Source organism: Herbaspirillum sp. C9C3, from assembly GCF_013359625.1.
GTDB lineage: Bacteria > Pseudomonadota > Gammaproteobacteria > Burkholderiales > Burkholderiaceae_D > Herbaspirillum.
Genome location: NZ_JABFMQ010000015.1, coordinates 51172 through 70805 on the forward strand (window position 1 = coordinate 51172; position 19634 = coordinate 70805).

General features: G+C 60.1%; 17 protein-coding genes. 6 read left to right on the forward strand and 11 right to left on the reverse strand.

Annotated features, from left to right (window positions below):
• Positions 1-175: 175 nt before the first annotated feature.
• Positions 176-1018 carry an oxidoreductase gene (locus HNO82_RS14830; protein ID WP_175344253.1) on the reverse strand — a complete coding sequence of 281 codons (843 nt, stop codon included), beginning with the start codon at positions 1016-1018 and terminating at the stop codon, positions 176-178.
• 162 nt (positions 1019-1180) lie between these two features.
• Between HNO82_RS14830 and HNO82_RS14835 the strand changes: the two genes are divergently transcribed.
• Together HNO82_RS14835 and HNO82_RS14840 are read left to right on the forward strand one after the other, a co-directional pair.
• A complete protein-coding gene (locus tag HNO82_RS14835) occupies positions 1181-2125 on the forward strand; it encodes an AraC family transcriptional regulator (RefSeq protein WP_175344254.1) in 945 nt (314 codons plus the stop codon).
• Positions 2126-2462: 337 nt separating this feature from the next.
• A complete protein-coding gene (locus HNO82_RS14840; RefSeq protein ID WP_008325388.1) occupies positions 2463-3665 on the forward strand; it encodes an ammonium transporter in 1203 nt (400 codons plus the stop codon).
• A 166-nt stretch (positions 3666-3831) separates the two neighbouring features.
• On the opposite strand, the gene HNO82_RS14845 is transcribed toward HNO82_RS14840, so the two are convergent.
• Positions 3832-4431, reverse strand: a complete 600-nt coding sequence (locus tag HNO82_RS14845) for a TetR/AcrR family transcriptional regulator (RefSeq protein WP_175344255.1) — start codon at positions 4429-4431, stop codon at positions 3832-3834.
• Between the two features lie 206 nt (positions 4432-4637).
• On the opposite strand from HNO82_RS14845, the gene HNO82_RS14850 reads away from it, so the two are divergent.
• From HNO82_RS14850 to HNO82_RS14860, 3 genes are all read left to right on the forward strand, one after another.
• Entirely contained in the window at positions 4638-5423 is a 786-nt protein-coding gene (locus HNO82_RS14850; protein WP_175344256.1) for an SDR family NAD(P)-dependent oxidoreductase, read from the forward strand.
• 87 nt (positions 5424-5510) lie between these two features.
• Positions 5511-6323 carry an oxidoreductase gene (locus HNO82_RS14855; protein ID WP_175344257.1) on the forward strand — a complete coding sequence of 271 codons (813 nt, stop codon included), beginning with the start codon at positions 5511-5513 and terminating at the stop codon, positions 6321-6323.
• Positions 6324-6679: 356 nt separating this feature from the next.
• Complete coding sequence (locus HNO82_RS14860) at positions 6680-7693, forward strand: NADP-dependent oxidoreductase (protein ID WP_175344258.1); 1014 nt, start codon at positions 6680-6682, stop codon at positions 7691-7693.
• 108 nt (positions 7694-7801) lie between these two features.
• Here the strand turns inward: HNO82_RS14860 and HNO82_RS14865 are convergent, their stop codons facing one another.
• The 4 genes from HNO82_RS14865 to HNO82_RS22280 form a co-directional block, all read right to left on the reverse strand.
• Entirely contained in the window at positions 7802-7945 is a 144-nt protein-coding gene (locus HNO82_RS14865) for a hypothetical protein (protein ID WP_502709276.1), read from the reverse strand.
• A 41-nt stretch (positions 7946-7986) separates the two neighbouring features.
• Positions 7987-9015: a methionine synthase gene (locus HNO82_RS14870; RefSeq protein WP_175344259.1), complete on the reverse strand. Its 1029-nt coding sequence runs from the start codon at positions 9013-9015 to the stop codon at positions 7987-7989.
• Between the two features lie 26 nt (positions 9016-9041).
• Complete coding sequence (locus HNO82_RS14875; protein ID WP_175344260.1) at positions 9042-10025, reverse strand: DUF1852 domain-containing protein; 984 nt, start codon at positions 10023-10025, stop codon at positions 9042-9044.
• 276 nt (positions 10026-10301) lie between these two features.
• Entirely contained in the window at positions 10302-10634 is a 333-nt protein-coding gene (locus HNO82_RS22280; RefSeq protein ID WP_249777017.1) for a hypothetical protein, read from the reverse strand.
• A gap of 294 nt (positions 10635-10928) precedes the next feature.
• Here HNO82_RS22280 and HNO82_RS14885 point away from each other — a divergent pair, with 294 nt between their 5' ends.
• The gene (locus tag HNO82_RS14885; protein ID WP_008325383.1) at positions 10929-11681 is read left to right on the forward strand and encodes a GAF domain-containing protein; all 753 of its coding nucleotides are present in this window, start codon (positions 10929-10931) and stop codon (positions 11679-11681) included.
• Positions 11682-11740: 59 nt separating this feature from the next.
• Here HNO82_RS14885 and HNO82_RS14890 read toward each other — a convergent pair whose 3' ends face one another.
• The 5 genes from HNO82_RS14890 to HNO82_RS14915 all read right to left on the reverse strand — a co-directional run bounded on the left by HNO82_RS14890 (position 11741) and on the right by HNO82_RS14915 (position 19606).
• Complete coding sequence (locus HNO82_RS14890; RefSeq protein ID WP_175344261.1) at positions 11741-13546, reverse strand: putative bifunctional diguanylate cyclase/phosphodiesterase; 1806 nt, start codon at positions 13544-13546, stop codon at positions 11741-11743.
• Between the two features lie 3 nt (positions 13547-13549).
• Positions 13550-15127, reverse strand: a complete 1578-nt coding sequence (locus HNO82_RS14895; RefSeq protein ID WP_175344262.1) for a methyl-accepting chemotaxis protein — start codon at positions 15125-15127, stop codon at positions 13550-13552.
• Positions 15128-15644: 517 nt separating this feature from the next.
• A complete protein-coding gene (locus HNO82_RS14905) occupies positions 15645-17600 on the reverse strand; it encodes a putative bifunctional diguanylate cyclase/phosphodiesterase (protein ID WP_175344263.1) in 1956 nt (651 codons plus the stop codon).
• Between the two features lie 348 nt (positions 17601-17948).
• Complete coding sequence (locus tag HNO82_RS14910; RefSeq protein WP_175344264.1) at positions 17949-18809, reverse strand: IclR family transcriptional regulator; 861 nt, start codon at positions 18807-18809, stop codon at positions 17949-17951.
• Positions 18806-19606, reverse strand: coding sequence for an IclR family transcriptional regulator (locus tag HNO82_RS14915; protein ID WP_175344265.1), 801 nt, complete (start codon positions 19604-19606; stop codon positions 18806-18808). The genes HNO82_RS14910 and HNO82_RS14915 overlap by 4 nt, the downstream gene beginning before the upstream one ends.
• Positions 19607-19634 lie beyond the last annotated feature (28 nt).

Sequence of the window (19634 nt, forward strand, 5' to 3'; positions counted from 1 at the left end):
CTCCTGTGAGGGTGAGGGATACACGGGGGGAGCTGCAATCTAGCAATCCAATATGACCGTCCAATGAAACCATGATGACCAATCCTGACCGCAGCTGAAATGCAGTCAGTCGCTCGAAAATATACGCCCCCTCCGCGCAGTGATGTTCTTCGGTGGACCCGTCACGCAAGGGCATTTACGGAAAGTCGGTGGAGACGGAGACCTGTTCCCATGCGTCGATCTCCTGACTCATCTTCGTCAGCTTTTCCCGCACCAGCCTGACTGCATCGCTGCCCAGCAGGAGATGCTCCGGGGCGTTGACATCGTCGGCCAAGGCCAGGATTACCTGCGCCGCCTTCGCCGGATCGCCGAGCTGGTGACCGCTCTTGGCCTGACGCGCAGCGCGGATCGGATCGATCACTGCGTCATAGTCGGAGAGGCTGCGCGGCGAACGGACCATGGAGCGGCCTGCCCAGTCGGTGCGGAACGAGCCTGGCGCTACCGCCGTGACCTTGATGCCGAAGTCAGCCACTTCCTTGGCCAGGGTCTCTGAAATGCCTTCCAGAGCAAACTTGCTGCCACAGTAGTAGGCGATGCCCGGCATGGTAATGAATCCACCCATGGAGGTGATGTTGATGACATGGCCGCGTCGCCGCGTCCGCATGGCCGGCAGCACGGCCTTGATCATGGCGACGGCACCGAAGACATTGACGTCGAACTGATGCCGCATCTGCTCCAGCGAAGACTCTTCCAGCGCCCCTTCATGACCGTAGCCGGCATTGTTGACCAGGACGTCGACAGGACCAAGGCGCTCGGTCGCGCTGCCGATGACACTGTCAATGGAAGGAAAATCGGTGACATCGAGCACCACTGCCATCGCCCGCCCCGGTGCGAGGTGCTCGAAGACCGCTCGCGCCTCCTCGTTGCGCACTGTGCCTATTACTGTATGTCCCGCCTGCAAGGCCGCATGGGACAGCGCACGTCCAAAACCTGAGCTGACACCCGTAATCAGAAAATTCAATTTGTCGGACTTCTGCATGACCATCGCCACATCTCCCGTGAAACCGCCCTCCTGACGAACCAAACCGGTTCATCACCCGGGAAGGCGACGGCTTCAATGATAGGCAGGTGCACTTGACTGCACCATGTCGGTTGGCATTCAATGTTTGCCTAAACCTATCAATTGACGATGACGGGACGCATGAAGACATCTCAAGCTTTGACCTCGGGTGTGCACCAGCGCATGGTGGACCTGCTCATGCAGCTCGCGCCTGAAGAGGGCTACAACCTCTCGCTGCTGCCGGATGTGCGCCTGCTGCGTTCCAATCGCCGCCTGCGTGAAACACCGGTGCTCTACGAGCCGGGCATCGTCGTGGTCGTGCAGGGAAGAAAGCGCGGCTACCTGGGCGGGAAGACCTATCTCTATGATGCCCGCCACTATCTGGCCGTCTCCGTGCCGGTGCCATTCACGATGCAAACCGATGCCAGCGCGAAGGCGCCACTGCTGGCGATCTACTTTCGGCTGGACTTCCAGCTGCTGGCCGAAGTGCTCTTGCAGATGGACCAGACCGATGTGCGCGCCAGTCCGCAAACCATGTTCGCTACCCGGATGGACGAGAGGATGTCGGCCTCCGTCCTGCGCCTGCTGGAGGCCATGTGCATTCCGATGGAGGCCCGCATACTGGGCCGCTCCCTGGTCAAGGAAATCTACCTGCGGGTACTCAGCGGCGAACAGGGCGCCTCCATGCGAGCCGCATTGCGCAATGACGGACAGTACGCAAAGGTAGCTCGCGCCATCCGGAAGATCCATGCCGCCTACGCGGACAAGCTGGACGTGGAACAGCTGGCGCAAGAAGCCGGGATGAGTCCGCCATCCTTTCATGCGCATTTCAAGGCGGTCACCGCCACCTCGCCCATGCAGTATCTCAAGTCCACGCGTCTGCATCAGGCGCGTCTGCTGATGTTGCGCAACGGCCTGACGGTAGCCGCAGCCAGCGCCACCGTGGGCTACGAAAGCGCATCCCAGTTCAGCCGTGAATTCAAGCGATTGTTCGGCATGACGCCCGTGCAGGAGGTCACCAGAATGAAGACCGCCTACGCGCTTCCCGCGCCGGATCCTGCTGCGCTGTTCGTATCATCGCACTAGGCGGGCCCTAGGTACGCGGCGTTTCCTGCGGCTCCCACGGAGGATGACTGCCGAAGTCCTCGGCGAGATAGTCGACGAAGCGGCGCACTTTGATCGGAATTCCCCGCGCGCCGGGAAGGCGAAGACCATGGGACTCGCGCACCAAAATGCAGCTCATCAACCTGGAGCATGCCCGCAACGCACGAAGTTCGTGCGCAACGTTCACTGACAAGATCCTGATGCACCAGAAAAGTCGTTTCAAATCAAGGAACTGCGAATTTTTCACCAAAATGGAACGGAAATTGCTTTAGTCCTGGCTTTCAAGCATTTTCTTGCACACTTTTTGGGAGATTTTCTGGTGGACGATCACAAAAACGGCGCAGACGCCCTCTTCATCCTGCTGGGGGCGATCATGATTCTGGCCATGCACGCCGGCTTTGCCTTCCTTGAGCTGGGGACGGTACGCAAGAAGAACCAGGTCAATGCTCTGGTGAAGATCCTGGCGGACTTTGCGGTCTCGACCATCGTCTATTTCTTCATCGGCTACTACGTGGCCTATGGCGTGAGCTTCTTTGCGGGAGCCGAGACGCTGGCCCAGCGCAGTGGTTTCGAGCTGGTGAAGTTCTTTTTCCTGCTGACCTTTGCGGCGGCCATTCCGGCCATCATCTCGGGCGGCATTGCCGAGCGTTCCAAGTTCAATCCGCAGCTGGTGGCCACGGCCGTGCTGGTGGGTGTGGTCTATCCCTTCTTCGAGGGCATTGCCTGGAACCAGCACCTGGGTGTGCAAGCCTGGCTGGCGGCGACCTTCGGTGCGCAGTTCCATGACTTCGCCGGTTCCATCGTGGTCCACGCCGTAGGCGGCTGGATCGCCCTGCCTGCGGTGCTGCTGCTGGGTGCGCGGCGTGGCCGTTACAGCAAGGAAGGTGCGGTGGCGGCGCATCCCCCCTCCAACATACCCTTCCTGGCCCTGGGCGCATGGATTCTGACGGTGGGCTGGTTCGGCTTCAACGTGATGAGCGCGCAGACGCTGGACAAGATGAATGGCCTGGTCGCGATGAATTCGCTCATGGCCATGGCCGGGGGGACGCTGGTGGCCCTGATGATGGGACGCAACGATCCCGGTTTTGCCTACAACGGTCCACTGGCCGGACTGGTAGCGGTATGCGCTGGCTCGGACCTGATGCACCCGCTGGGCGCGCTGGTCACGGGTGGCATTGCAGGCGCGATTTTCGTATGGATGTTCACCCGCACGCAGAACAAGTGGAAGATCGACGATGTACTGGGCGTATGGCCGCTGCACGGGCTGTGCGGACTGTGGGGCGGACTCGCAGCCGGCATCTTCGGCTTGCAGGCCCTGGGCGGAAGGGGCGGTGTGTCGTTCATGTCGCAGCTCATCGGCAGCCTCATGGGCATTGCCATTGCGGCGGCAGGAGGCTGGATCGTCTATGGCTTGCTGAAGAAAATGGTGGGGATTCGTCTTGATCCGGAACAGGAATTTGAAGGCGCGGATCTGGCCATTCACAAGATTTCTTCGACCGCGGAGAGGGAGACCAGCTGGTAAGTCCGGTGAGGCAATGCAGATGAAGTCCGTTGATTGCGGCAAACGCTGACGGACGCATTGATTGCGACGCGAAAACGCCAACACAAAAGAATCAAGCCAAACAATTTCCCGCCTGCACTTGCACTTCTGCGAACTCGTGCATTTGACGATCAAATGCACAAGAGTTCTATGAAGACTGGAAATCCTGATTCGTTTCAGCTGCATTCAATGTGGCCATGAGCCGGTCCCGGACAACCGACAGGATTTCGTCTGCCAGAGGGAGATCATCCGGACATGCGCGCGACATGACGAGTGCACCGACCGCACACGCCAAGATGCTCAGGTTTTGAGCCCTCTCCTCTCTCCCCTCGAACGAATCCGATTCTGCGCTGAGCTTGCTTAGCGTTGCCAGCATCTTTTCGATACCTGCTGCAAAGCTGGCTCGAACAGCCTCGGGCTGGCGCGCAGCGTCCCCGCCTAGCGCAGCGATCGTGCATCCATTCGTCCGGTTGTCCCGATGGGCGCGAGAGAGATAGTGCCTTACCAGCTCAGCAATCTCGATGCCCACGGATTGCTCTGCAGTCTGTGCGAGACCACAAGCCGCCGATTCTGCAATGAGGTCGGATTTGGAGGCGAAGTGCTTGTAGAACCCGCCATGAGTAAGACCCGCGGCGGACATCAAATCGGCAATGCCGACCCCATCATAGCCGTGCTCACGAAACAACAGAGACGCAGTTTCAACAACGCGCGCACGGTTTGCCTGTACCTGGGCCTTTGTAACCTTCATGGATATCTCATCGTGAAATGTTCAGCAGTGAGAATCCTACCACATTTTGATTATGACTATAATCAAAGTATTGACATCAATGATTATGATCATCATCATTGCATCTCTACCTGCCTCGACTCTTTGCCCCCTGCTCCACGCGATCAGGGCGCCGGGGGAGTGGGGAATTTAAACAACGCAATCGCCAGCGAACAAGGAAACCCGCCATGAGCAAGTTACCGACAGCCCTTATCACCGGAGCCTCCAGCGGTATCGGTGCCACCTATGCCCAACGTTTGGCCCGGCGAGGTCATGCACTGGTGCTGGTAGCACGGGATCATGAACGTCTCAACAAATTGGCAGCCAGCTTGCACGATGACACCGGCGTGGCCGTCGAAGTCTTGCCCGCTGATTTGACGAACCCGACCGACCTGGTCGGACTCGAAACCCGCTTGCGCGAGGACTCCGACATCGAAGTGCTTGTCAACAATGCGGGGATTGCTCAGTCAGGCCGGTTTGTTGAGCAGACGGCGCAAGGCATTGATCGCCTGATTGCACTCAATACGACGGCGCCCACCCGCCTTGCGGCCGCAGTGGCGGGACGTTTTGCCGGGTCCGCGAGAGGCGCTATCGTCAATATTGGCTCCGTCGTGGGTTTCGCTCCCGAGTTCGGAACCGCGATCTATGGCGCCACCAAGGCCTTTGTCCTGTTTCTGTCCCAGGGACTGCACCTGGAGCTTTCTCCCAAGGGCGTCTACGTTCAAGCGGTTCTGCCTGCGGCGACGCGCACGGAAATCTGGGAGCGTGCAGGAATCGATGTCAACACGCTGCCTGAGGTCATGGATGTCGGCGAACTGGTCGATGCCGCGCTGATCGGATTTGATCGCCGCGAACTGATCACGATCCCGCCACTTCATGTCGCCGAACGATGGGAAGCGTTGGAGCAAGCTCGTCTATCTCTGCTGGGAGATATCCGGCAAGCGCATGCCGCACAACGCTATCAACTCAAGTAAGTATCCGCCTATAACCGCTCTGTCACGCACTCCCCTTTCACGGGCGAGTGCAAACAACGAGCAGCAATAAATGAACAGGAGTCCGGGATGTCGAAGCAAAACCGCATTGCACTTGTTACCGGTGCGTCATCAGGGATAGGCGAGGCCACCGCTGAGCGGTTCGCGGCACTCGGCTATCGCGTTTACGGAACAAGCAGGCGTGGCAAGCAGGCCAGCCAGGGGGCGTTCCCTTTCTTGCGCATGGATGTCACGGATGACGAGTCAGTGAAAAACGCCATTGATGAAGTGCTCCGCCAGGAAGGCCGCATCGACGTGCTGGTCAATAACGCGGGATTTGGCCTCGGACCGGCAGCGGCGGAGGAAAGCTCCCTTGATCAGGTAAGAATGCTGTATGAGACGAACGTCTTCGGGCTCATCAGAGTGACCAATGCAGTACTTCCGACGATGCGCAAGCAAGGCAGCGGTCGTATATTGAATGTTGGCTCGGGACTGGGGATTATTCCCGCTCCCTACAATGCGCATTACTCCGCAACCAAGCATGCCATCGAGGGTTACTCCGAATCTCTTGATCACGAGGTTCGTGAATTCGGAGTACGTGTGCTGGTTATCGAACCCGGCGTGACACGGACCTCCTTCGACACGAGCGTTACCCCACCCGACCGCCCCCACCCGGCCTACGACCGCAGCCGTCAACGATACCTTGTCGCCTACAACACCGCGATGGCTGCAGCCGATAGCGCGGAGAGCGTGGCAGAAACCATCATCCAGGCTGCTGGGGCAGGGTCTCCATCGCTCCGCTATCCCTCTGGGAAAGTGGCACGTCAGGGCGCTTTTGCAAGGCGATTCTTGCCTCGGGCTTTCCTGGACAAGATTCTTCACAAGCAATTTGGTCTGGGGTGATTCACCGCCCACGCTGGATCCATCGCGACCGAAACAGTGCTGTGGTCTGCCCTTCACATCCTCATTGCACACGGATGCTCCACGTACAAGGCTTATCACCATGGTGTTGAGAAATCGTAACGGAACACGGCCGGGTCCAAGCGAACCAGGACGTCCGGACGTGCTGAAATCAGGGCGGACTGCCGTCGCTGCAGGCCAGTCTCGGAGCGCAACGCAACTCGTGAAGAACCCGGATACCGCTGCAACCGACAAGTTCGCAACGATGAATGCGTTTGAGATGCGGGCCCTTTTGATGATTCTCTAGGCCTGCTGCTCGCTCGGGCGCCGAGTCCCCTCAACAGAAAAAAGAAGGAAGTATGAAAGCACTCATTCTGAAGCGTTATGGCAGCCTGCAAAATGTAATGTTCGAGGACATCTCCAAACCTGTCATTGCTCCCGATGAAATTCTCGTCGAGATCCATGCGGCAGGATTGAATCCAATCGACTACATGATCCCCAAGGGCATATTCAAGCCTATCCTGAAGTTCAACATGCCGGCAACGCTGGGAAGTGACCTGGCCGGCGTTGTCGTCGAGGTCGGCAGCAAGGTAACGCGCTTCAAGGCGGGCGACAAAGTCTTTGCGAGCATTTTCGATCTGGGCAAAGGCAGTCTGGCCGAATACGCCGCCGTGCCTGAGTTTGCAGCCGCCCTGAAGCCCGACAACTTGAGTTTTGCCGAGGCAGCCTCGGTTCCGATGGTGGGACTGACTTCGTGGCAGGCCCTGGTCGTACGTGCGCAGACCCGAGCAGGCCACAAGGTTTTCATACCAGCCGGCTCGGGGGGCATTGGAACCTTTGCCATTCAGCTCGCCCAGCGACTGGGGGCCACTGTCGGCACGACCACGAGTACGAGCAATATGGAGTGGGTACGTACTCTCGGTGCAGACGAAGTCGTGGACTATAAGAAACAGAATTTCGAGGATGTCATGCAGGGCTATGACACCGTGCTCGGCACCGTTCGAGGCGACGCATTGGAGAAAGCGCTACGCATACTCAAGCCGAAGAGCAAGATCGTTTCATTGATCGGCCCGCCCGATGGAGCATTCGCTTCTCGGAGAGGTATGAATCTACTGATGAGAATCGTCTTCAGCTTGTTGAGCAGAAGAATAATCCGCCTGGCCAAACAACAGGATACGCACTACTCGTTCCTGTTTGTTCAACCGAACGGGGAGCATCTGGCAATCATCGGCTCCATGCTCGAGAGTGGACAGATTCGTCCCGTCATTGACAGGATTTTCTCATTTGAGAATGCAAAGCTTGGACTGGAATATCTGGAAACAGGCCGTGCAAAAGGCAAGGTCGTCATCGAGCTGAAAGATACGACGATCTGAACGCATTGCCTTTCTGCATGGCAGCGTGCCCCCACTGCTACAGGACAGTCTGATTCATGCGCCCGGACAGGTCCGCGGCGCATTCTCTTGGCTCGCCATATCAATCCGTCAGGGACCTGCCTTTTGACGCAGGGCTTCGCGCACCGCGAGACCGGCATCCCGGATCAGCTTGACCAACTGCTCGCGGCTGGGGCGGTACTGCAGACAGTCGATGATCGTCGGTGCTTCACCGCTGTTGCAAATCGTGGTCACGACGAATGCCTGCGTCGACGTTCAGAGCGTGGGCAAGATGATCAAGCCCCCAGCTCCCGGCGCACAATCTCCGCCCCCGCGCACAAGGCATCGAGCTTGCCGGCCGCTACCTCCCTGGGCAGCGGCGCCATCCCGCAATTGGTACAGGGATAGAGCTTGTCCGCCGCCACGAACTGCAATGCCTGGCGCAGGGTGGCCGCGACTTCCTCAGGCGTTTCGATGGTGTGATTGGCCACATCGATGGCTCCCACCATCACCTTCTTGCCGGCAATGAGTTCGATCAGATCCATGGGAACGCGCGCGTTGTGGCATTCCAAAGAGACGATGTCGATGCCCGATGCCTGCAATTTGGGGAAGGTCTCCTCATACTGTCGCCACTGCGAACCCAGTGTCTTCTTCCAGTCCGTGTTGGCCTTGATGCCGTAGCCATAGCAGATGTGCACGGCGGTCTCGCACTTGAGCCCCTCAATGGCCCGCTCCAGCGTGGCCACGCCCCAGTCGTTGACCTCATCGAAGAAGACATTGAAGGCCGGTTCATCGAACTGGATGATGTCCACTCCCGCCGCCTCCAATTCGCGCGCTTCCTGGTTGAGGATCGTGGCGAATTCCCAGGCCAGCTTCTCGCGACTCTTGTAGTGGCTGTCGTAGAGGGTGTCGATCATGGTCATCGGTCCGGGCAGGGCCCACTTGATCGGCTGCCGGGTCTGGCTGCGCAGGAAGCGCGCATCGTCGACGAACACCGGCTTCTGGCGCGAGACCGCACCGACCACCGTCGGCACGCTGGCATCGTAGCGATTGCGGATGCGTACCGTCTCGCGCCTGGCAAAATCCACCCCGTCAAGATGCTCGATGAAGGTGGTCACGAAATGCTGGCGCGTCTGCTCGCCATCACTGACGATATCGATACCCGCCCTTCGCTGTTGCTGCAACGACAGGCGCAACGCATCGCGCTTGGCTTCCAGCAGTTCATCCCCCTGCAGCTTCCAGGGGGACCAGAGGGTCTCGGGCTCGGCAAGCCAGACGGGCTTGGGCAGGCTGCCGGCGGTGGAGGTGGGCAATAGTTTTTTCACGATGGAGAACCTTGTGGGTGGAGAGATCAATGGGTGCAAGCAGACGACCACTGTTCGAGCACGCTGCGATACGGCTTGATGAAGTGCTCCTCGGCAAAGCGTCCCTGCTGGAGCGCCAGACGACTGCGCTCCTCGCGGTCATAGACGATGCGCGTGAGGGAATAGTCCTCATGCTGCAGACTGGGGCGGTAGGTCTTTCCGGCGGCGGAATTGGCGTTGTAGATTTCGGGGCGATAGATCTTCTGGAAGGTCTCCATCGTGCTGATGGTGCCGATCAGCTCCAGATTCGAGTAGTCGCGCAGGAGGTCGCCGCTGAAGTAGAAGGCCAGCGGAGCGGCACTGTCGGGCGGCATGAAGTAGCGGACCTTCAGGCCCATCTTGGCGAAGTAGGCATCGGTCAGTGAGCTTTCGTTCTGGAGATACTCCACGCCCAGTACCGGATGCACATTTTCGGTACGGTGATAGGTCTTGCTGCTGGCCACGCTCAGGCAGATCACGGGCGGCTTGCTGAAGTGCGCCCGGTAGGCCTCCGATTGGACGAATTGTTTGAACAGCCTGCCATGCAGTTCGCCGAAATTCTCCGGCACGCTGAAGCTTGGCTGCTGCTTCGTGTGCTCCAGCAAGACGACGCTGAAATCGTAGTCGCGCACGTAAGAAGAAAAATTGTTGCCAACGATCCCTTCGATGCGTTCACCGGTCCGGTGATCGAGGATGTTGGTCTTGAGCACCTCGATCAATGGCAGTGCCTGGCCGGTATCCTGTCCTTCCAGGCCCATTTCCACCGAGATGATCTCCAATGCCACGGCATAACGGTCGGCCTTGGGATTATCCCAGTGGGCCAGTGCATTGAAACGGTTGTTGATCATGCGGAAGGTGTTGCGCAGGTTCTCCTGACGCTGCGCGCCCCTGGCCAGGTTGGCGAAGTTGGTGGTGATGCGCGTGTTGTCGGCGGGATGATAATCCTCGTCGAAACAAATGCTCTTGATGGCAAATGCGAAGTCCTTGCTCATGATGTTTCTGCGCCCCTGTGCTGAAGTCGTGTCTGCCGACAGCGCGGCGGACTCGATGCGGTCAATGTACCGGGCGAATTCTATGCTGCCCAATCCATGAATAAAAATGATTTGATCTCATTGACCAATGAGATTGGCTCATACATTTCCATTCTCGGCCCGGGGCGCGGGCGAAAAAAAGCCCCGCTCCTCGCGGAGCAGGGCAAACGCCTTCTCGGGGGGATGAGAAGGCGGGACAGCGTTCCGGCGCGGAGGATGCGCCGGAGCAGTTGCGTTCTATTGCACGTGAGCCGGGGGCAGCTTGCCGAAAAAGTCGGCCATGTTGCCCTCGGTCCAATCCTTCACCAATTCGCCATCGCACCAGACGCGATAGGCATACAGCCGATGTTCGTCAGGCCCGCCCGAGGCGCGGCTTTCGATCAGATAGGTGGTACCCCCGATTCGGATTTTCATCTCATGAGAAATCGAGGAGGACTGCTCTTGCCCCCCCATGGCTTCTCCCGTTTCTTCCACAGCGTTGCCCTCCCTTCCCCGCTCCAACCAGCCTGCCGGCCCCCAAGGCTTGACGCAGGTCAGCTTCCGGACAAAACGCGGGCGCTTGTCCGACATCTTTTCGCAATGCGCACTACAATGCCCGCTTGGCAAGGACATCCCTGCAAGATGGCGCACATCCACGCATTCCCGCAGAGCGAGAATCCGGTAATGACAAGGAACACGTAAGCTCCCCTGACTACAGTATGAAGCTTTGTTTATTTCATATTTTGCCCACAGCATATGCTCCGGAAAGTGAAAGATATTAAAGAATCTACGATTCGTTGCATTTCTGCCATGCGAAAAATATTAAATATGTGAAATATACAAATTCACTCACCGCACAGCTATACTTTTACAAGGATCAATCAAATGGGTCGTGCAGTACCATCTGATGACAACGAGATGCCCCCCGGGGACCCGGCGATGACTTCGCGAGAAGCTGCCAGACTGCTGGGGGTCTCGATCACGACCGCCCAGATGTGGATGGAGAGCGGCATGCTGGCCTCCTGGAAAACGCCGGGCGGCCATCGGCGCACCCGGCTGAGCTCGGTCATGACCTTGCTTGGCCATCGTGAAGTGAAACAACCCGAGCCCACTGCCGGTCACGCTGGGCCACAGATCGAGGTTCCTTATCCGGTCAGCCCGAACGAGCCAGAACGTGCGCGCTTTGTTGAACAGACAATGGAAGACACACATTCCGAGGCCCGCTTTCATCGCCTGACATGGCTCGCCAGCGAACTGCTGGATGTACCCATTGCCCTGGTCACTTTCCTGACCTCGGAGCTGCAGATCTTCCGTGCGGCACATGGCCTGAACATCAGCTCCACGCCGCGCTCGTGGGCCTTCTGCAATTACGCCGTGATGCAGGAGGAAATCTTCACCGTCTCCGATGCCACCAAGGATCCCCGCTTCGTCAATAACCCGATGGTCACGGGCGTACCCTTCATCCGCTTCTATGCCGGCATCCGCCTGATGTACCAGGACCGTGCCTTTGGCTCGCTGTGCGTGATCGACACCGAACCGCGCATCTTGCGCGCCCACGAACGACAGGCACTGGAAGAACTCGCGGCCCTGGCGACCGACATCCTGTCGCTGCAACTGCTGGAATCGAAGCGCCAGTGACTTCGCCACCCTGAGCAGCGTGCAGGCGCTTACGCGCAAGCTCAAGAAGCAGCCGCTGCTCATCGCACCATCCCCAGCCACTCCTCCAGTTCCTCTGCCGGCATCGGTCGCGCAATCGCATAGCCCTGGGCGAAGTCACAGCCCAGGTGATGCAGGATCCTGGCGGTTTGCTCGCTCTCCACACCTTCGGCCACGACGCTGAACCCCAGCTGATGGGCCAGATGGATGATGGAAGGCACGATCACCTGATCGGCCTCGTTTTCGACCAGTCTGCTGATGAAGGAACGATCGATCTTCATGATGTCAGCCGGAATGCTCTTCAGGTAGGACAGATTGCTGAAGCCGCTGCCGAAGTCATCGATGGCCACCTTCACGCCCAGCTCGCGGATGGCCTGCACGCGCTGGCGCACCACTGCAGGATTGCTGGCCATGGCGCTTTCGGTGAATTCGATTTCAATCAGACCCGGCGGGACCGCATGCTGCTTCAGCTGGGCGGCCAGCAGGCGCAGGATGTCGTCGGACTCGAAATCGCGCGCCGAGGTATTGATGGCAATGGGCACCCGATGGCCGCGCGCATGCCAGGCGGCCGCCTGCACCACCGCATGGCGCACGACCCAGGCCGTGATCTGGCGAATTTGCGCCGTCTTCTCGGCCAGCGCGATGAAGATCGCGGGCGAGATGTTGCCCAGGACAGGGTGATGCCAGCGGATCAGTGCTTCCACCCCCACGCAACTGCTGTCGCGCAAGCGCACCTTGGGCTGGTAATGCAGGCTCAGTTCATCGGAAGAGTTGAAGGCCATCGGCAGCGCCGACAGCAACCAGAACGCATTACGCTGGTTTTCCGCATGTACCGATTCGAACTGGCGCGGACAGACGCCCTCCTCGCGACCCACGTCGATGACGGTCAGCAGCGAGCGTACGACGTCGCTGCCGGCAATGTCATCCACCGCCGGCAGTACGCCGATGGCGATGTCGAGCTGATGCGGAATGCCGTGGATTTCCAGCGCCTGGACGAACTGTTGACGCACGTTGGCGATGTGCTCTTGTCGCTGCGCGGCAGTTCCTTCGTGGAGGAAGACGAAGGTGGTCGTGGTCACACGATAGACCGGCTGGTAGTCCAGCGCTTCGCACAAGGCACGACTGACCTGTACCAGGAAGGACTCGGCATAATCCCAGCCGAGTGCCTTGACCATGTCGAACAGATATTCACGTGAACAGATGTCCACGCCCAGCGCTGCGCACGGCAAGCCGGTATCGCCCTTTACATGCGCCCGTGCGCGCAGCACTTCCATGAGCCGGGCGCGATTGGGCAAACCCGTCACATGGTCGGTATAGCCCCGGTTGCGCAACTGTTCGAGCCGCTCCATGACCATGCAGGCCAGTTGCTCCAGCCTGGCCATCTCGGCCGGCCCGAAGTGCTCGCGGGGACGCGGATCGATCAGACAGAGCGTACCCAGCGCATGACCTTGCGACGATCTCAGCAGCGCGCCTGCGTAGAAGCGGATGCGCGGTGCAGCAGTCACCAGCGGGTTGTTGCGAAAGCGCCCATCCTGATGCGTATCGAGCACCACCAGGCTGCCGCGCGCCAGAATGGCATGGGCGCAGAAGGACATCGAGCGCGGAGTCTCCTGCGCCGACAGACCGGCACGGGACTTGAACCACTGCCTGTCCTCATCCACCAGCGAGATCAGGGCGATCTCCACGCCAAAGAGCGTGCGCGCCAGTTCGGTGATCTGGTCACAGGACTTGTCGGGCAGCGTATCGAGTACGCAATATCCCTGCAACGCCGCCAGGCGTGCATCTTCATCGTCCGGCAAGGCGGCCGGGGCTGCACAGTAGGCGTGGCCGGTATTTTCAAGAAGCACGAATCAACCCGCCACGAGCGCCGTACGCCCGCTCGGCGCCAGCTTGAAGGTGGAAACCAGGCGCGCCAGGGCACCGGCCTGCGAGGTCAGCGCCTCTGCTGCCGCAGCGGCCTGTTCCACCAGTGCCGAATTCTGCTGGGTCGCTTCATCCATGTGACCGATGGCATCGTTGACCTGCTCGATACCCTCGCTCTGTTCGCGGCTGGACAGACTGATCTCGGCGATCACCTCAGTCACCTTGCGCACGCTGGCGACGATCTCTTCCATGGTCCGGCCGGCATCCTTGACCTGGTCGCTGCCACTATCGACCTTGGCCACCGAGGCGCCGATCAGTTCCTTGATTTCCTTGGCCGCCGAGGCGCTGCGCTGGGCCAGGGTACGCACCTCCGAGGCCACCACCGCAAAGCCGCGTCCGCCCTCGCCCGCCCGAGCCGCCTCGACGGCGGCATTGAGCGCCAGGATGTTGGTCTGGAAAGCGATGCCGTCAATCACGCTGATGATATCCACGATCTTGACCGAGGATTGATGGATGTCTTCCATCGTCGCCACGACATTGCCCATCATGTCGCCGCCCCTGACCGCGATATCCGAGGCCGAGGCCGCCAGTTCATTGGCCTGTACCGCGTTGGCCGCACTCTGTCGCACGGCCGAGGTGATCTGCTCCATGGCGCTGGCGGTTTCCTCCAGCGAGCTGGCCTGACGTTCCGTGCGGCCGGAGAGGTCCGTGTTGCCCGAGGCGATTTCAGTGGCCGCACGTTCGATCGCATCGGTTCCCTGACGTACCTGGCCGACGATGGCAGCCAGGCTGTCGCGCATCATGCCCAGCGCATGCAGCAGGCTGCTCCGGTCGTTGGTTCGGGTGACGACCTCCACGGCCAGGTCGCCATGCGCAATGCGCTGCGCGATGGCCATCGCATAGGCCGGTTCACCGCCGAGCTGACGCAACAGTCCGCGCGTAATGGTGAAGGCAACCCCCACCGCAATCAGGATCGCCACCGCCGCCAGCATGGCGATGAAACGCAGAGCGTCGGTCGCCGAGCGCTCGACCTGCGCGCCTGCTGCCGTACTTTGTGCATCGATCTGCTCGATGAGCAGGTTGATGTCGCCCACGATCTTGCGCCGCAAGGGACTGCAATCATTGACCAGGAAATCGCGATACGCCTCCATCGCCCCGCTCTCGCGATATTGACGCGGACGCTTGAGTTCATCAGCCATCTGCAGCAAGCCGGTGCGCACGATGGCGAACTGCGGGATGCCGGCCAGGCGCGGTTCCAGCTTCTGCAACAGCTTGAGATAGAGCGCCTTCTGCTGGTCGAGGATCTTCAGTTCGGATTGCGCATCGGCGTCGCTCAGGAAGACGTACGCATTGCGTGCGGCCAGACCGGTCTGATCCAGCGCTTCGCGCGCCTCGTAGAGCGGTTTCAGGCTTTCGTTCTGTTCTTCATTGGCACGCGCGATCGAGGCGCGCAAGGCATTGATCCCCACCATGGCCACCCCGACCAGTACGAGCATCATCACCAGCAGACTGGCGAACCCCAAGCTCAGCTTCACGCCGATCTTCATGTTTGACAAGGCCTTCATTCACTTTCCCGGATCACGTTTGCGATAAAAATATGAAAAATATGCAAATAATCACGAAACATCGCGATGTTTTGTTCGCATATTTCATAATTTTTGCAGTATTTACTCACACAAAGGTCTTACCAGCAAATGAAACTTGCGGACGTGTCTCGTTTCCATCACGTTATGACATGCTGATGACGCCAATGCGAGTAGTTGGCAGATCGCTGGCGCTCGAGCATCTGTGGCATCAGCGCAGACGGGCCAGGTGGGGAAAACAGAAAGGCTGGACGGCAGCTGGCATCCGTGGAGAGCGAACCGCTCAGCAATGCAGAAAAAAAAGCGACCGGCCAAGCGATCGCTTACATGGGGAGAAGAATGTCAGCGCGTCACGTAGTGAGCACCACCTTGCGACAATTCTCGCGCTTCTCGTTGAAGATCCGATAGCCTTCGGCCGCTTGGTCCAGGGGCAGGCGATGCGTGATGATGGCGCGCCGATTCGACAAGGACCATGCCGAGACGGCCCCAACGCAGCGCGTCAGCCACGCTGAGGTGTGGCAGCCGACCGGTTCTCGATCCAGGGCTGGACCTGGCCGGCCGCCAGCGGTACCGAGAACAGGTAGCCCTGGCCATAGAGCGCACCGAGCTCGCGCAGGCTCTGCAGATGCGCGGATGTTTCCACGCCCTCCACCACGCAGGTCAGCTGCATGTCATGCGTGAGCGCCAGCAATGACTTCACGATCTTGTGGCTGACCTCGTTGTGTTCGATGTCGGCGACGAAACTCTTGTCGATCTTGATGCGCGTCAGCGGCAAGGCATGCAGGTGGCTCAGGCTGGCATAACCGGTTCCGAAGTCATCGAGCGTGATACCGCAGCCGAGCTTGCGCACGGCACTGAGCAGCTGGCGTGATTTCTCCAGATCCTGCAACACGGCCGTCTCGGTGATTTCCAGATCCAGCCGCGCAGGACAAAACCCCGAGCTGGCGATCACCTGCACGATCTGTTCCATGCCTTCGCTGGTGTTGATGTCGTTGGCCGAGAGATTGAACGACAGGCGGATCGCGGACGGCCAGGTGACTGCGGCCTGCAGGGCTTTCTTCAGCAGGATCACGCTCAACGGGTTGATGATGCCCATGCGCTCGGCAGCGGGAATGAATTCGACCGGCGCCACCACGCCCTTGACCGCGCTGTGCCAGCGCGCCAGGGCTTCGAAGGCGATCGGTCGGCCATCCTCCAGACTTACGATGGGCTGGAAGAATACCGACAGTTCGCGATCAAAGTCGGCCAGCCGCAAGGCCTGCTCGATGTTGGCATTGCGCTGGATCTGCGCCTTGTCCTTCTCCGAAAAGAGCGTGACGGTACCGCGCCGTTCGCGCTTGCCCTGATACAGCGCATAGTCGGCATGTTCATAGAGCGAACTGGCATCAACCGCCATGTCGGGGAAGGTGGCCACGCCCACCGAGGCAGCGATTTGCACCGTCGCCTTGTAGAGCACGAAGGGGCGGCGCAGCGCAGCGCAGATGCGATCCCCGAAACCGGTCAGGGCCTCATCGCTTAGGCCGGCGTCGATGATGATGGCAAACTCGTCGCCACCCAGGCGCGCCAGGTGGAAGCGCTCGTCCAGGCACACTGCTGTCAGACGCTGGCCCACTTCCACCAGCAGCTGGTCACCGTGGGTATGACCATACAGATCATTGACGGCCTTGAAACCATCGAGGTCAAGAATGGCGACGGCAAAGCGCTGCCCGTTGGCGGTGGCACGCGTACATATCTCGTTGAGCTGGGCGAAGAACTTGCGGCGATTGGGAATCTGCGTGAGCGAATCGAGGTTGGCCAGACGCAGGTTCTCATTGCCCAGGAGCGCCGTCCTGACCTGCGCATCAATGAGCCGGGTGAAATCGTTGTAATGGCTGTTGACGATGGCCAGCATGCCGATGGTCACCAGTACCACGTTCATGGCCGCGGCCACGAAGGTCGGAATATGCGTGCCGAGGAAGAAGACCGTGAAGATGCCATTGACGATCAACGCAACCGACAGTGCCGCCGAGCGCAGATACATCAGGCAGAAGATGCAGCAGATGACGGTGATGCCCATGTAGAACGCCACATGGGCCTGGGCATAACTGTCGCCATAAGGAAACATCAGCACCGACCACAGCGAGAAACTGAGCGCAATGGGTGCTGCCAGGAAATTGGTACGCTTGAGCGCCCTGGCAGCCATGCCGGGGGTCGGGTCCACATGGCGCCCGCGCCACCAGAAACTCAAGCGCGTCACGCACAGGACCGTCAGCGCGGCCGGGAAATACAGCGCCAGCCAGTGCGGGGCCAGCGGGTAGTAGGTATGCGCCAGCGCCCAGCTGTTGATCAGCAGGATCAGATACATCATCGGCATCTTGCCGGAGAACGCGCGGTACTGCGCAATCAGCAGCTCGGGCTGATCATAATGGACACGCCAGTAGGCGCGCACCATGTTCATCAATGAGGAAGCAGACATCCTTTGCTCTATGCCTTTTCAACTTGTACGCCGCGACCAGGGCGTCATGAGGGCCGGGCATCAGCCAAGCAACCATTTGTCATCCGGGCATTGATTATAGGGGCGCCGGGGCTGCTGCAAACTCAGGAAAAGCCCGATGTAAACCCGCTTTCCGGGTAATGGCGCGACGCTGCGTATCCAGCATTGAGCAATGGCAACTTTCCCTGCGGCATGCAGCTGCTGACCAAGCCGTTCAAGATGGATACGCTGGCGCGGCGCGTCCAGCAGATCCTGCAGAGCAGCACCATGTACGATTGAAAAAACAATAAATAATATAAATTATATAAACGATATAGAAGATCTGAACATCTATTCGGCTGCCATCGGCGCAGCCTGTTCGAAGGCGCCCAGGCGCCATGACACGGTATGGGCTGCCGCCCGCAGCAGCTGTGCCACCTCACCCTCGATGGCCGTATCAAAGCTGCCGCTGCTGCCCATGACGGCCATCACCAGCGCCAGTTGTCCGGCGTGATTGAATACCGGCGCAGCCAGGGTATGGATCCCCGGCACCGGTCGCCCCAGCGCCTGGTCCATGGCCTGCAGGCGGATCTGGCGCAGCCGTTCGGCGTAGTCGTGGCGCAGGTTGCCATCGGCATGGCAGACGCTGTCGGGATGGGCGCCTTCCATGCGGATCGCATCCATGGCCAGCGCACCGGCCAGCATGTCTGATGGCAGGTGTGCGGCACACACACGTCCAATGGCGGTATGTACCATCGACAGCACCGTACCGATGCGCAGGCTTACGTGCTGCGGTCGCGAAGATTCCTCCAACCGCACTACCGTCGGGCCCAGCGGCCCGACCACGGCCAGCGCCACCGAAAGGCCCGTGGCCTGGGCCAGCGGAGCCACCTCGGCCTCAGCCTCACGCAGGGGCGAGAGTCGCTGCAGGGCCGCCAGCCCCAGTTCCAGCGAAAGCGTACCGGGGAAGAAACTACCCTGGGCATCGCGCGCCAGCAAACCGATCTTCTGCAGACTCACCAGGTGCGGAAAGGCCTTGGCTGCCGGCATCCCGGCCAGTCTGGCCAGGTCGCCCAGCGGGAGCGGCCGTCCGGCTTCCAGCAAGGCATCGAGCAGGGCGCCGGTGCTGTCGAGCGACTGGATACCGCGCTGACTGCGCTCACCTTCCTGATCGCCCTCCACCGTGGTCAAGGCGTGCGGCGTACTCTTCATGGGACAAACTCCCCTTCCTCGTCGGTCTGTTCTGCAGCCGCCAGCGTGGCCGCGATGGCCTCGATGCAGCTGCGCAACTGGCGCGCCACCACGCCGCGCCAGCCGGTATCGATGACACCACTGGGCCCGATCACGGTCACCAGCAGCAGCAACTGCTGCCGTGCATCCAGCAAGGGCATGCACAGACTGCTCACGCCCGGACTGGGCAGGTCGACCGCGCGCTCCATGCCGCGCTTGCGGATGGCATCGAGTTCTTGCTGGACATGCTTGAGCCAGCCCTTCGGCTGGGCGGGATGCTGCGCCTCCCACAGAGCCTGCCAGTCGGCATGTGGGGTAAAGGCGCAGTAGGTGCGTCCGGTGGCGGTTTCCGAGAGGGCCATGACGGTGCCCACATGCAGGTTCACGTGCAGTGGCTTGCCGGCATGGGCGTAATGCACGATGGTCGGGCCGGCCGGCGTGGGCAGGGTGACCGCCACGCTCAGGCCGGTCTCCTGGCTCAGTTGACGGACCTGCGGCAAGGCCTGGCGATAGGCCGGTTCCCGGGCCAGCCGCGCCATGCCCAAACGCAGGGCCAGCGGGCCGGATTCATAGTAGCCCTCGCCGGGGGTGCGTTTGATCAGGCCCAGCCTGAGCAGACTCACCAGGTAGGTATGGGCTTGCGCCGAGGACAATTCGGCCGCAGCCGCCAGCGCCACCAGCGGCAATGGCTGGCGCGCCTGGGCCAGCGCCTGCAACAGGCGCCCGGCCACTTCCACGCTCTGGATGCCGCGTTGTGTCTTGACGGGGGATGCGCTCATCCGATGATTCCAAGGTTTCTGATGACGG